At 38.2% G+C, this 13,905-nt stretch carries 13 protein-coding genes and 4 pseudogenes; 8 read left to right on the top strand and 9 right to left on the bottom strand.

All coding sequences use genetic code 11. The features are described 5' to 3' along the window. Window positions 1-41 precede the first annotated feature (41 nt). The 3 genes from SSOP1_RS06250 to SSOP1_RS06240 are packed head-to-tail and all read left to right on the top strand — an operon-like array spanning window position 42 to window position 1,986. Window positions 42-809: a nucleotidyltransferase family protein gene (locus SSOP1_RS06250; protein ID WP_063492746.1), complete on the top strand. Its 768-nt coding sequence runs from the start codon at window positions 42-44 to the stop codon at window positions 807-809. Beyond that, on the top strand, window positions 810-1,334 hold the full coding sequence (locus SSOP1_RS06245; protein WP_063492745.1) for a hydrogenase maturation protease: 525 nt from the start codon (window positions 810-812) through the stop codon (window positions 1,332-1,334). A gap of 22 nt (window positions 1,335-1,356) precedes the next feature. Continuing rightward, entirely contained in the window at window positions 1,357-1,986 is a 630-nt protein-coding gene (locus SSOP1_RS06240; RefSeq protein ID WP_063492744.1) for a hypothetical protein, read from the top strand. On the opposite strand, the gene SSOP1_RS06235 is transcribed toward SSOP1_RS06240, so the two are convergent. The 3 genes and pseudogenes from SSOP1_RS06235 to SSOP1_RS06225 all read right to left on the bottom strand — a co-directional run. Next, window positions 1,963-2,682: a P-loop NTPase gene (locus SSOP1_RS06235; RefSeq protein WP_063492743.1), complete on the bottom strand. Its 720-nt coding sequence runs from the start codon at window positions 2,680-2,682 to the stop codon at window positions 1,963-1,965. The genes SSOP1_RS06240 and SSOP1_RS06235 overlap by 24 nt on opposite strands. Continuing rightward, a complete protein-coding gene (locus SSOP1_RS06230; protein ID WP_063492742.1) occupies window positions 2,642-3,073 on the bottom strand; it encodes a hydrogenase maturation nickel metallochaperone HypA/HybF in 432 nt (143 codons plus the stop codon). The genes SSOP1_RS06235 and SSOP1_RS06230 overlap by 41 nt, the downstream gene beginning before the upstream one ends. A 294-nt stretch (window positions 3,074-3,367) precedes the next feature. After that, window positions 3,368-3,737 (bottom strand): annotated as a pseudogene (locus tag SSOP1_RS06225) (IS1 family transposase); the annotation flags it as partial. Window positions 3,738-4,098: 361 nt separating this feature from the next. Here SSOP1_RS06225 and SSOP1_RS06220 point away from each other — a divergent pair. Then, entirely contained in the window at window positions 4,099-5,160 is a 1,062-nt protein-coding gene (locus SSOP1_RS06220; protein ID WP_063492741.1) for a HoxN/HupN/NixA family nickel/cobalt transporter, read from the top strand. Window positions 5,161-5,333: 173 nt separating this feature from the next. Further along, window positions 5,334-5,448, top strand: a pseudogene (locus SSOP1_RS16905) (IS1 family transposase); the annotation flags it as partial. 198 nt (window positions 5,449-5,646) lie between these two features. Here the strand turns inward: SSOP1_RS16905 and SSOP1_RS06215 are convergent. Then, the gene (locus tag SSOP1_RS06215; protein ID WP_063492740.1) at window positions 5,647-7,296 is read right to left on the bottom strand and encodes a thiamine pyrophosphate-binding protein; all 1,650 of its coding nucleotides are present in this window, start codon (window positions 7,294-7,296) and stop codon (window positions 5,647-5,649) included. Between the two features lie 725 nt (window positions 7,297-8,021). Here SSOP1_RS06215 and SSOP1_RS06210 point away from each other — a divergent pair. Further along, a complete protein-coding gene (locus tag SSOP1_RS06210) occupies window positions 8,022-9,095 on the top strand; it encodes a GH12 family glycosyl hydrolase domain-containing protein (RefSeq protein WP_063492739.1) in 1,074 nt (357 codons plus the stop codon). Between the two features lie 60 nt (window positions 9,096-9,155). Here the strand turns inward: SSOP1_RS06210 and SSOP1_RS16275 are convergent, their stop codons facing one another. The 3 genes and pseudogenes from SSOP1_RS16275 to SSOP1_RS18040 form a co-directional block, all read right to left on the bottom strand. Continuing rightward, window positions 9,156-9,431 (bottom strand): hypothetical protein, encoded by a 276-nt coding sequence (locus SSOP1_RS16275; RefSeq protein WP_081225711.1) that lies wholly within the window; start codon window positions 9,429-9,431, stop codon window positions 9,156-9,158. A 2-nt stretch (window positions 9,432-9,433) separates the two neighbouring features. After that, a complete protein-coding gene (locus SSOP1_RS16900) occupies window positions 9,434-9,754 on the bottom strand; it encodes a hypothetical protein (RefSeq protein WP_158011696.1) in 321 nt (106 codons plus the stop codon). Window positions 9,755-10,419: 665 nt separating this feature from the next. Further along, window positions 10,420-10,794: pseudogene (locus tag SSOP1_RS18040) on the bottom strand (ABC transporter ATP-binding protein). A gap of 33 nt (window positions 10,795-10,827) precedes the next feature. Here SSOP1_RS18040 and SSOP1_RS06190 point away from each other — a divergent pair. Together SSOP1_RS06190 and SSOP1_RS06185 are read left to right on the top strand one after the other, a co-directional pair. After that, a complete protein-coding gene (locus SSOP1_RS06190) occupies window positions 10,828-11,787 on the top strand; it encodes an IS5-like element ISC1234 family transposase (RefSeq protein ID WP_010923364.1) in 960 nt (319 codons plus the stop codon). A gap of 494 nt (window positions 11,788-12,281) precedes the next feature. Further along, complete coding sequence (locus SSOP1_RS06185; protein ID WP_164497324.1) at window positions 12,282-13,340, top strand: ISH3 family transposase; 1,059 nt, start codon at window positions 12,282-12,284, stop codon at window positions 13,338-13,340. On the opposite strand, the pseudogene SSOP1_RS16270 reads toward SSOP1_RS06185, so the two are convergent. Beyond that, window positions 13,315-13,571 (bottom strand): annotated as a pseudogene (locus SSOP1_RS16270) (zinc ribbon domain-containing protein); the annotation flags it as partial. The gene SSOP1_RS06185 and the pseudogene SSOP1_RS16270 sit on opposite strands and share 26 nt — an antisense overlap. Before the next feature lie 170 nt (window positions 13,572-13,741). Then, window positions 13,742-13,903, bottom strand: coding sequence for a hypothetical protein (locus SSOP1_RS17380; RefSeq protein ID WP_009992454.1), 162 nt, complete (start codon window positions 13,901-13,903; stop codon window positions 13,742-13,744). Between the last annotated feature and the right edge of the window lie 2 nt (window positions 13,904-13,905).

The following is a 13,905-nucleotide window of genomic DNA, read 5'->3' as shown; positions in this document are numbered from 1 at the left end:
ATAGGTAAAAATATATATCACTAAGATAATATGTAAATATAATGTCTGGAATTTCCCCATTTGATGCACAACTTAGAAAGATTGATGTTAATAAGATGTTTAATGATTATTTGAGTGATGCTGAAAAAATATATGAGAAATGTAAAGAGAAAGGGATAGTTGCTTTACTTTATGGATCCATCGCAGTTTACTATAAGGTCAAGGATAACAAACTATCGTCAGATATAATGAAGTTGTATAGAAGAAGTGGTCCTCAAGACATTAATTTCATAGTAAGAACTGAAGATAGGGAAAAGTTTAAACAAGTTATGTACAATCTAGATTACACTCCATACTTTCACCTCGAGAAAACACTAGGAAATATTGTAAGTATGTTCTTCAAGGAAGAGAAAGTGGTAAGAGCTTATTACTTCAACGAAATGAGATTTAGCCACGTAATCCCAGTTAATTGGAACTCAGAGTTTACATTAAATGAGGAAGATTTATTACTATCAAAGCTTCAGATTCATTTCGCTTTAGATAAACACTTATCAGATGTGATCTCATTATTATTAAAATACGATATTGAGGGGAATAAAATTATAGAACTCACTTCAGCTGACTGGGGATTATGGAAGGACGTTACAGACAACTTGCTGAAGGCGAGGGATTTAGTAGGTAGATTGATTACAGACCAAGTTAAGGAGAGGGAGGAGTTAATGCCAGTGATCTCAAGGCTCGTAAGACTTCACGGAAGGATAATGAATTCCCAAAAGAAGCCCAGTTGGAAGCCTATTCCAGAAGGTGAGAAGTATTGGAGGGATTTTTAAATGAAAAGGATAGCAATAGTAGGAGTTGGAAATAGGCTAATGGGTGATGATGGATTTGGATCATATATGGCAGAAGCCCTATACGGAAATGTCAAGGGATGTGATGTTATAGATCTTGGAGCAGCTGGAGCATCAGCTATGGAAGTACTTAAAGATTATGATATAATCATTTTAATTGATGCGGTAGCGATGGATAAAGATTTCGATATAAGTAGAATTGACATTAACATAGATAGTGATGAGGTGACCTCTACAGTATTAGATTTTGAGTATTCAGGGTCACATGGTGTAGGGATACAAAGTATTTTAACAACTCTTAAGATCATGGGCTATGCTCCAGAAGTATACTTAGTGGGCTGTAAGCCTTATGTCTTAGATGTAAAGCTAGGACTATCAGAGGAGTTGAGAAGAAAACTAGATCAAATAGTTTTATCATTGACCGAATTTTTGAAAAAGAATTTTGGGATCGAAGTCACCGTAGACGATACAATTAAAAAGCTTTACGGGGTGGTGAATAATAATTGACTTAACCAGTGAAGATGACAAGATGGTCAATCTCATTGGTGAAATTCCCTATAACTTACTTGTCATCGAGAACTACAATTTTTGGGTTATAAATGACAGATTAATATCTTTGATTAGCAGTATTCCAACCGCAAGATATCTAATCGAGAATTTACCATCAGAGGTAATCTTATCACAGATATTTAATGGTAAAATAAAATTTGGTAATCTTATTATTTCAATAGTAAAACCAAGTGTTGCGATCGCACCTTATTATGTCATAAAGACCTTAAAGGAGTGGGATTTAATAGTACATAGTGAGAAGGTAGTCAATGAACAGCTTATCGTAACTATTACTAATAATCTATGTGAGGAGAAGGTAATAGGTATTAATCCCTATGATATTTCCTCTAAACTATTCCAAAAGAAATTGATAGCAGAATGCGGTACAGATCACATAGTAGATTTCGTTTATACTAAAGTGAGGTTTAGAAATATGTCCATTCCATTGGTACTATATAAATCTGAAGCAGAGAAATTAGGCTATAATAAACATCTAAATTTAAATCTATCAATTGATTTTTATGTAAGCCTTTTCAAAAACGCTACAAACGTTGAAGTGGAGGCTTATGAGAAAATAAGGGAGTTTTTAAAAAACGAGTTTAGGAATTAGCTCCTTCTCAATTACCTTTTTCACCTCTCCATAATATTCATGAATCTTACCTATATATTCCTCTATGTTAGGATCTATTGGTAAGTTTACCTCGCCATCGTAATAACCAAATGGGTATACTCTTTCACCATGACAATTAAAGTAAGACATGTTAACTACAACCAATGATTTCTTTCCCCTCTCGTTCATGTACTCTATCAAATTCTTAACTACCTTTACTGAGACCTTTGATGGTGTTGTAACTACTACTGGCTTAAAATCTGTTAACTCTTCCAACACTAGAACCTCGTCCCCCAACCCTGGTGGTAAGTCAAATACGACATAATCACTATTTATTATCGAATACGCTATCAATTCCCTCATAACGTTACTTTGGTTTCTACCAGGTAGTATAACATATCTATCTCTAACAATACTTGCAAGCGAGATTAGATTAACGTTTCTTATTTTTATTGGTACAATCCCCTCCTTTGATACTTCTAGATTCCTATTCTCAATACCAAAGAGCTTAGCTATTCCCATGCTATGTATATCCATGTCTATTAGTGTAACAGATGATATTAAGGAAAGTGAAAGTAAGGCCGATACTACACTTTTTCCGACACCGCCTTTACTACTCATTATCGTAATAACTTTCTTACCTTTTAGCTTACTCTTAGCTAGTTCTCGCAACGGATCCACTTTCCTCCACCACATTCTCTATGTAAATCTCTTGACCCTTAGCTTCAATATCATGGGAACCACAATATGGGCACTTTAAAAATGTTGGGAAGAGTTCTGGCATTAAGTGTAAAGGATATTCCTCACCGTATTGATTTCTAACATTACTTAGTTGATTTTCAACATCTGACAGACTGAACTCCCTATTACAATTCATACATCTAAACCTAGGCTTAGCTATTTTAATTTCGAGCTCAGCATCTTGAGTAATTCCATTTTCTTTCTTTAATTCATTAAATGCATCCTTAAGTATTTCTAAGTCAAGAAATGAGAAATGTGGTATTACTAATGTAGTTTTTAGTACTTTCTTGTTAAAATTATCAGTTAGTGTTTTAACTATTGAGTAGGCAATAGACCATTCATGCATAGTATTAAATTGTTTTCTGCACAAATAAAGCTTTTTTGATATTAGACTAAATACTCATTAGAAGACAGAGGAGTTTAAACAAATGATCTATATTTAATAACTAATAGGGTTAATTTTACATTGAAAAATTTATATTAAGAGGTAAGGGACAGAAGACTCCTACTGCGAGGATGAATAGCCCCTTATAGAATTAAAAACAACACAATTCATTTGTATCTTGATGATAGTTATTAACATAGTAAGCGTCACCGAGACGCCTTGGTTAAAACGAGGGCCTATGTGGTATACCTCTTCCGTAGTTAATGACTTACCTTCAACCCTGGATATTGCCCTCATGCTCATCTTGTTTAAGTACTCCTTTAAGATTCTCTCCCTCTGTTCCCTATCCATTCTGTGCTCCAGTGCGTCGTAAAATATCCTTCCACACGTCTTGTACTTGTACTTAGTTTTCCCTCTAGATGAACCGTTCTCCACTACTCTATTAGAGTTACATGATGGTCATGCTGATCTCTTCTCCTCCTTATCCCTATTTTCCTCAAGATAGGGTTGATGGTGGGATTCTTGTTTTCGTGATTTGAACTCCCAAGGAGTAGGCTGCTAATGCTAGTGCAATATCCTTTAGCTCGTACTTTCTTGGCTTAAGATTTAAATTTCTTAGAATCATAAGTATTAATTGTGCGAGGGGCGTTCTATATATAGGTTAAGAGGTCCATCTTGCTAACCCTCACAAAAACCTCGCACATGAGTTTTTCTGTCAGTCTTTCACTTTCTAATCCCGTAACTATCTTCAGATCAAACGGCTAATTATAAAAACCTCTAGTCTGATACATTTTTACTAATACTTCTCAAATAAGATGACTGCATGAGAACACTCCCTGCAGAATGGATAAGACAATATGGCTAATCAATACTATATTTTTTAATATATATTAATATATATATAACTAAGTAAAAGTTAATTTTTGGTATGAATCCGTAACGAAATAAGTAGTAAAGTTTAAATAAGCAGAGAGCTATCTATATACATGAATCGGAATAAGTATGTTATATTTTATTTATTGGAGGCCATTATAACTGGATTACTATTTTATTGGCTATTTACCACTGGAAGGGTTGTTAGTAATGTAAAAGTGAGCTTAGAGGAGGAGCATATAGTGGGAACTTTCCTAACCCTAGGTATCTTGTCATACCTTCTGGGTTTAAGACATGCAGTTGATGCTGACCATTTGGCAGCAATAGACAATTCGATCAGAAAGTTAATACAAGAGGGTAAACCCCCACAATTTACTGGTCTATTCTTCTCGCTTGGGCATTCAACTATTGTAATATTATTATCATTGGGTTTAATAGTTTCTACTAGGTATATAGTATCACAACTCCCATTTCTAGAGAAGCTTGGTAGTATTATAGGGACTTTAGTAAGTGGTAGTTTCCTATATATTATAGGTTTTCTTAATTTCCTGGTTCTTTTAGAAATATATCGTTTATACAAGGCTTATTTGAAGAAAAGGGAAGTGGATAAGGGAAAACTTGAGGAGGTTCTGATGCAGAGAGGCTTTATGAATAAGTACTTCAGTAAGTTATTTAAGATTGTTAATAACCAATATTATTTATACTTAATTGGTCTTCTATTCGGTTTAGGATTTGATACTGCTTCAGAAACAGCACTACTTGCGATCTCTGCAGCAGCCGCTGGAATATTTCTAAAAGTTCCGCTATATACGTTATTAGTATTTCCATTCTTATTTACAGTAGGAATGACATTAATAGATACAACTGATGGTCTCTTCATGAATGGAGCTTATGGCTGGGCGTTCACTGATCCAGTCAGGAAGTTATGGTATAATCTAACAATGACTTTAATATCGATTATTGTATCGTATCTTGTTGGTACTATAGAGTTATTAGGGTTAGTGACAAGTCAATTTAACTTATCCGGACCATTCTGGGATCAAGTGAACTTCCTTAGCAATATATACTGGGAAAATATTGGATTCATAATCATAGGAACATTTGCTATAACTTGGCTAACATCGTATCTAATATATAAGTCTACGTTAGAAAAATTTACGAAAAAATATAGATAAACACGAAGAAAGCAGTTCTGCAAAATAAGAGATTTGCTAAATGGTGAATAAAATTTGGGGAAAGCCATTGACTACGGTCTACAGCCTAGTGAAGAGGCACCACATGCCTCGCCTCTAACAAAGTGGACCGTGGCAGTGATTTTCTGCCACCGTAGAAGTGAGAGGATGTGGGGTACTGTTTGGCCTTGTTGAATGTCATGTATTCTCACGTGTTCTCAAGGGAGATAACTCCCTTTAAATGAGGCTTACTTGAAGGGAGTACAGTATATCAGAGAAAACTTGATATAGTTTTACTATATGATATCGAATAAGATGACTGCATGAGAACACTCTCCCCTAGTGAAGTTAAATACCTTAAGGTCCAAGATCATATCTGACTCCTTTTTGCCTAAATGAACCAAATCTTTTTTATATTGCTAATAGAAAAATTTTGAACCAAATTGTAGAAAATCAGCTATAAAATTCTTAGCGTTTATTTTATGTAATTTAAATAAATCTCTTACTCCAAGGCATAACTGGTGGAACGAACTTATCCTCCGGCTCAACAATAACCTCAACTAAAGAAGGAGTATTCTTTATCGCCCTCTTTAACGTATCGGATATCACATCATCAGTGGTTATCCTATATCCTGATAGCCCATACCCTTCCGCAATCTTGACGTAATCTGGACTTGAAAAATCAGTTCCAACAATATCCTTACCCCTAGCCCTCATCTCAGCCCTTATCCAACCGTAACTTCCATTATTAAAGAGAATAACAACTACGTTAGCACTAACTCTCTTAATGGTCTCTAGCTCACCAGCTGAGAAGCCGAAACTCCCATCTCCAGAAAGAGAGAAAATTAAAGAGTTAGGCCTTGCAAAATAAGCACCTACGGATGCTGGAATTGAATAGCCAAGACCACCTAGACCATAGTTAAAAACGAAATACCTACCGGCTCTCTTGGCCTTATAGAAAGCAGCAGTATAAATTGAGCTAACTCCGGGGTCTGCTATCAACACTGCCTCTCCCTGTGACAAATTCCAAAGCTCCTTTATGAAACGTAGCGGGTTTACTACATTTCTCCGCTCCTCACTAAGCCTTTCTTCGAACGCACTTCTATCTAAAACAATATTCTTTTTCCTAATTTCTCCACTACCTTTAATTTCATTAATTATTTCCCTTAATGTAGCTTTAGCATCACCTATTAGGTTTAAGCTCTCGTAATTATTCCCAGCCTCTTCCTCACTAATGTCAATATGGATTATGGTTTTATCTCTAGATGGTATAGTCCAGTTATAAGTATTTGCTGAATCCGTATTACTTCCTACGAGAATTATAAGATCTGACTTGTCTACAACACTGTTCGAAAAACTTGTCCCTCCCCTACCACCAACTACACCGATCGACAGGGGATGTGTTTCTTGCATACAACCCTTACCAGTTATTGTAGTCCCTACTGGAATTCCAAGTAATTCAGCTAACTCGATTATCTCATCCCACGCCATTGAGTATAGGGCACCTTGACCGCAAATTATTACTGGGAATTCACTCTTCAAAATTATTTTTACTGCTTTCTTGATCATTTCACGATCCGCTAAAGGCCTTTGAGCTGGATATTTTGAGAACTCCTTTTGGGCTTTAATTTTAACATTACCCTCTAATTCACTCTCTAAAACTTCTAAGGGTATTCTTAGGTGAACTGGCCCTAGTTTTCCACTGGTGCTTAATCTAAATGCCCTCCTTATAGCATGAGGTAATTCCTCAACCTTATAGACTGTTATAGTCTCCTTAGTTATCGGTCTAAAAAGAGAAGTCTGATCTAATGCTGTCAAGTAATTCTCCTTCTCTCCGTATAATGGTGTATCGGTAGTTATTACTATTAATGGTGTAGATGACTTATATGCCTCGGCTACGCCAGGCAGCATATACACGGAGCCTACACTGGGTCCCTCTACTATTCCAGGTTTATAAGTTAGTTTGGCATAGGCGTCTGCCATGTATACTGCATTCCTCTCATCTCTGGTTACTATATGCTGAATCTCCCCCTCCTTAAGTTGATCATATAACGATATTGATGATTCGCCAGGCAAACCAAATATGTGTTCAACATCGTAATCCTTTAGAAGGGACAAGAGAAGTCTTGAACCATTCATAAATATTAATGATTCCAGATATTTAAAAATATTTGATACTCCTGCACCGATTCACGTAAAACTATAGAACGAATAAAACTAAATTACAGCAGTTGGGGGCGTTTAGTAATAAATCTTTCGGTTGAATTTTGAGCATAGTGTAAGCTACTATTGCCACGCGACTCTTTCAATCCGCGTAATTAAGGGGAGGGTCACTTCACCTCGCATTATTATACCAAACACTCCACACTATCCTAGCCAACTTTCTAGCTAAGGCAGTATACAACTTCCTGCAAATGTTCAGTCTGACTGTAGGGGCTCGTCACGCCCGTACCCGAAGACTTGGCTTCATTTATCCCGTCGACCACGTTTCCCCAGCTGAGGAGAATATTACTCTCCCCAGCTAATTAACCTAAATAGGTTAAGGAGGAAAGTACCCTTCCGTGGGGATGGATAGCCCCTAGAAGCGTTTATTAGTGAAAAAAGTGATAAAATGAATCTGACCTTGGCTGAAAGATCTAGTGCGGGATCGGGACTGCCTCAGTGCTTGTGGAGAGCAAACCCTCCGTAACCCCTCCTTCATACGGGGCATTACAGAACGGTTTCGTTCGATGGGACCTCCACTATGGGGGATAGAGGTTGCTCAGAGAAGCAGGAAATCGCGAGGTGAGGATACCTTGTCCGTGAGGGTGGGGTAGTTCACTTGGACATGGATAGCTTTAATATGCTCCTCAAGGAAATATATTATGGATAAAAAAATAATTGTTATATCTATAATGATAATTATACTGATTATAGTAGCTTCATCGTTTACCTATTTCGAGAGAATTCCCCAAACTTCTACATCATTTCCCCGAAATATGACGTCTTCTACTTCATGCTCATCTTCATCCCCCACCTATCCAACTTCTACATCAACCTCTTCTTCCCCTCAAACTTCTTCTACATCAACTTATACTCAAAACGCTTCAATTATCCTATTTCCCACTTTCGCATCTGGTTTCTCATTGATTGGAAGCTACTTAAGTCAGAGTAGATATGGGATGGCATTGCTGGATAATAACGTGGCAACCTTGTATGCTTCGCCATTTTTATGGAATATTGCGTCTGGTCAAGGCAAGGTAATAATGAATTTTACTCCCTACCTCAATGTCCATGTGAATATGTCTAACATAAAGAAAATAACTCCTTCTATATCTGTTGATGGCTACCCGGGATTAATGTATGGCCAAGAGTTATGGTTTCCATTTGCCGGGAAAACTGAGGTGAGTCCTTATTTGTCTTTACCAATGATAGTCTCAAACCTACCAAATTTCTTATCTATTCTTAATTTCACTGTATATAAAAATGTAGGAGTTATTGATGATTTTTCATATGACATTTGGCTTTCTCAAAATCCAAATATAACTTATTTACAATATGGGGACTTCGAGGTGATGATCTGGATGAATTGGCAGGAGAATATAACTAAGGGAGATCCTTACATGGTCAGTGTGGGATCAATACAAATTCCTACATTAATTAATGGTACAATAGAGAATTTAACGTGGTCAGTTTACGTTTTACCTAGAACTGGATCAGCAAACGGTTGGACATCAATATACTTCTTATCTCCCAAACAGTTAGAAGGTCAAATAGGAATACCAATAGCTTATGTTTTAAAGAAAATGGGATCTTATCTAGAAAAGGCTGGAGTTTCAATATACAATCCCAATACATATTATTTAGATGCGATACAAGTTGGAATGGAGTTTAATGACACTAACGGTGTTGCTAATCTAGGATATAATTTATATTCATGGTATGTAATAAATGCCTAATCTTCTTTATCTCAAAGGTGGACTTCGGTATTGGCTAATAAAAAGGTTAGAAATTAGTGACTAAGGTAATAACTTTTCTGAACGAATTTTATTGAGAAGTGAGAAGGTTAATATGGCTGATAACATTACAAACGCTAATCCTATATAAAACATGACTGAAGTTATCTCCCTCAAATTATTTGTTATAAATTGAAGTGAGAAAAGATAGACGAAGAATATTCCATATCCGATAAACGTTCCTAATGTGTATCTACTTGAAGTAGTAGTCCTCTGAAAATAAGTTATGTAGAGAGAAGTCGGAATTACAAACCAACTTATTCCTAAAGCGTTTATCAATATTAAATTGAATAGTATACGTTACTTAACAAGCGCCTAATATAACTGATATTACGAATTCTATGGGTAAGGCTAAGATAAGGAATATTGTAATATAGGTAGGTAATGAAAAGAGTGCTTGGTTTAAACCCCTCCGCAATAAGATATTCTACTAATCCGCTCTGTCTATCATCATTAAACATGGATATTATTAGTGTAGATAGTCCTAGCCCTAGAATTAGTGGCGAAATTGTATAGTTCATTAAAAGAGACGGAGAGAAGTATAGTTTAGCTATTCTTATTGAAATGTAGATGTCTAGTCCAAAGAGAAGAAAGGCTAGCACGAAATAATACGCTGTGGTACCCCTATTTCTCTTAATACTCTTTTCAAGAATTCATAGATCATTAAGCCTCTCACCTAAGTAGATCTTCCAAAGGATTTTTCAGTTCTTTAACTTCATATACAACTATCCCCCTCTCTAGTATTCTCTTCAAAATATTATTTAGTTCCGAAGGGTCATTAAGTTTAATCATAAAATATTCACCTTCATAATATCCGTCTAAAATATCCGATAGGTTTTGAGGAGACCTTATTCCGATCAAGTATTCCCTCACCTTAATGTCAATAATCTTACTGTATCTTACGACTTTACCATTATCTATTAGTATGACATAGTTTCCAATATCCTTAGCTTCATATAAATTGTGTGAAGCATATAGGACTATTGCCTAGAAATGTCCACAATCTTCTTTCTAATTTCACTGGAAATTATAGGATCTAATGCAGAAGTAGGCTAGTCTAACAAGAATATATCGTATAGCATTTATAGGAAAATCGTTACACTTTTACGTTACGTTAAAAATATATAACGAATCTTTCCTGGTTAGATGAGAAATGTTTATTGATAAGCTATAATATTAAGAAGTACAATGAAAGATATTTATAAATACATGGATAAATATTTTGACTTTTTATAATAAGGGAATTTCCTAAAACTACTAATCGTATTTATCCTCCCCTCATGAATACTTTAGCTAACGAAATCCTTCCTTTCTGCCCTTCAGATAAGTCACTAATCCTATTATCCAGAATATCCTGTAAATTTAATTCGTTAATTACTTTTTCTATGTCTCCACCCAGTAATATCTTTCTGAAAAACTCCAGCGTCTCCCTAACTTTCATCTCTTAAGGCAATCCATAAGAGTGAGAAATATAAGCCACTTTTCCGTTAACCTTAATCTCTCCCCTAATCGGTTTCAGAATTCCGGCTATTGTCCTTAGTAAGGTAGTTTTTCCCGCACCGTTTTTCCCAGTATTACGTGAGAGTGTCCGGAATGTAAAAAATTGAATTTTTATTGGCAAGAATAAATTGGTTTTTAGCATTATCTTGGATTAAATTGGAGTAACACTTAAGTTATGGGAGTAGAGGGTAGTACCATGGCAAGAACATTAAGACACATACCAAACCTGATGTACTACCCTCTTCCCCCAATAGAGGATATGCCGTGGAGGGAAAAATGGTTAACGGAGATCAAGCCCGTGCTGGACGCCATGGATTTGGAGAGGGTTCTGGGCGAGGGCGCGCTGGTTTACTTGAAGTTGTTAATCGTCATGGTGCTCTACTCTTGCTCCTATAGGGACGCGGTGAAAATGGTTAACGTGAACGTGGTCGTGGCCTGGTTCGTGGGGAGGAAGGTGGGGAAGAGCACGCTGCACGACTTCGTGGGCAGGTTGTACGGGGTGAGGAAGAAGTTGTTGGAGATTTCCTTCAAGCTTGAGGAGAAGTGCCTACCCAGTTACCTCCCTGCGAGCGCGCATCTCGTGGACTTCATGGCGTGGCTAGTGGACTCCTTCCTACTGGACTTACCTCCTGGGAAGAGGAGCGTGGAGACCTTTCGGGAGAAGGCGGAGCTGGAGAGGAGGGAAGGTAACCTGGAGAGGGCCAGGAAGCTGCTCTCCCTGGGGAGAACCAAGAGGAGGTTCGAGGGAAGGTGGACCAAGAAGAGAGGGGTCTCGCACTACGGGCTCAAGGCCATAGCCGTGATCTCCGTCTCCCTCTTCGTGAGGTCCATCACGGTGAAGCCGGCCAACTTCTCGGACAAGAGGTTCAAGTCACCGCTCAAGGGGATTAAGATCGCGGACAGGGGATTCTCTCCCTCCCCGACACAGCTCATAGCGCGGGAGAAGCCCTTCACTACCCTGAGGGCCCACGTGGAGTTCTTCGGCACCTACCTGAACGCGTTCTGGAGGCCCTACGGGACCACGACCTGGAGGAACGACGTCTTCCTTCACGTCCTGGGAGTGATCTACAACATCAAGATGTTCCTCGCGATCCAACGGAGGACTCCTCCAGGACGTAGAGCCGTTCAGCTCTGAGACGCGCCTCCTCGCGATCAAGCAACGCTATGCGCGATAGGTAAATCCTCTCGTCTTGATATTTTTCCATTATAAAGTTTTTCTCGGTGATCCAGGTCCTACCCTTCTGGCAATATTAATATTTATCATTCTGTTTATCTATTCGTTCAGATAATTACATTCCGGACACTCTCACGTAAACTCCTTTTTCCGCTATTTCTAGACTTATGTTATGTAATATCTCATTATTTCCATAACCTACGTTAGTATTTTGGAAAAGTTCTTAGACTATAATCTAGTGGTATATCCTTTGCCTAAAGCTATAAACTTTCTGAAAGCACTAGTGAACTACCTTGCACTAACCGGTAGACCCAAAATCATTTTACAAAAAATAATTTTGGTTGGGTAATATCAGATTCTGAAAAATAATAGAATTTATAGCTTTGACAAGAACGCAATTAATTGAAGAAAGATTTAAGGTGAGGAAGCCGGTATTATCACGTGGTGAAGACAAGGTGATAACACCTGGTCTTCCTCACCAAAATAATCTACAACAAGTAGGGTATAAATTACTTTCCATGTTGAGCTTCAAGGGAAGAAAGGCGGAGGAGGTATCGAGAGTTCTGGTCTCCGCGTGCTTGTGGAACGACTCCGTGGAAAGCAAGTCCAAAGGGTATAACGTGTCACCACAGACCGTGAGGAACTACGTGGAGGAGCAGGGAACTGAGGTGATCGAGAAGCTATTAGAGTCCATGAGGAGGATTTCCATGGAGATACTCAAGGGAGTGAAGGAAGTCGACATCTCCATAGACTGGACAACCAAGACGTGGTATGGTAAGCCGGTGGAGGGACTGGGTAGTTCAGCCAAGGGGAACTCGTGGAACTACGCTACCGCGACCACGAAGTATCAGAATATGGTGCTCCTCCTAGCTTTCGTTCCCCAAGTTAACGGGATGAGCAAGGATGAGATCGTGAAGCTTCTCATGGAGCAAATTGTGGGAATGGGCTTCAAGGTGGGGCTCGTAACCTTGGACGCGGGATTCTACACCGTGGAAGTCCTCAAGTTCATATCGCAGTTCAAGTTCGTGATAGGAGTCCCTGTGGGGGACGTGAAGATCTACGAGGAGTTCGACGGAGAGTACACGACAAACAGTAAGAGGCATAAGAAGGAAGAGCAGGTCAAGTTCAGACTCCTGGTGTATGGTAAGGAAATCGTTAAGAAGAGGAAGAAGACCGTGGTGTACTTCGCGAGGGCGACCAACCTCGACCTACCCAAGAGGGAAGTGCTGAAGTTGTACAACAAGGTTAGGAGTCCCATTGAGACGTCTTACAGGAACATCAAGGCCTTCCTTCCCTTCACGAGCTCCACCAAGTTCATCTTCCGCGAGTTGATCTTCGTGCTGGCCATGATCTTCTACTCGCTTTACACCGTGTTTAAGAACGTCATGACAAGAGAGGAGTTTAGATTGCTGCTCATCCTCTGCTTTCTAGACGATTTATCTGATCTAAAGGATTTTATATTTAATCTTGAGGAAACACTTATTAATACTATAGATTTATTTTTATGGAGGTGATTTTGGGTCTACCGTAACGGACAGGGCTTCCTGCTTCATACCCCCACCTTGCCAGCGGTAGAGGGCAGAGCTCCACACTAGGGGTCGTTCCGACCCCGATCTGTGTAGGATGTTGAGAGAAGCATTATAGTCACGGTCTACTATCCAACCGCATTTAGGACAAACAAACACGCGGTCGAAGAGAGTTAAATCTTCCCTGACGTATCCGCATCTAGCACAAGTCATCGACGTTAGTGTTTCCAGAAAATTATTATACCTCATCATCCATCAATAAGTTACTTATAAGCTTAGATTAATAAAGAAAATTGAGAGATTAGTTGTAGGATCCATATGCTTTCGTAGGTCATTGCAATAGACGTAATTTTCATATTGTTTTTACATAGTAATACTAGACTATAAACTTAATGGAAATAGTAGTGTGAAATCTCTATACCGCCTATCTTCCCTTTTTGAACTTCAAGATCTAATTCAACTCCTCTAACTTTCTGCATATTCTTTAACTTCTCTATAATGTCTTCTTTTGAGAGATTTTGTATTTCGAGATCACTAAACTTTAATCCCATAT

It is taken from the genome of Saccharolobus solfataricus (genome assembly GCF_900079115.1).
In the GTDB taxonomy this organism is placed as follows: Archaea; Thermoproteota; Thermoprotei_A; order Sulfolobales; family Sulfolobaceae; genus Saccharolobus; species Saccharolobus solfataricus.
Note: the sequence above shows the minus strand (reverse complement) of the source record. Positions and strands in the feature narration are given on the sequence as shown.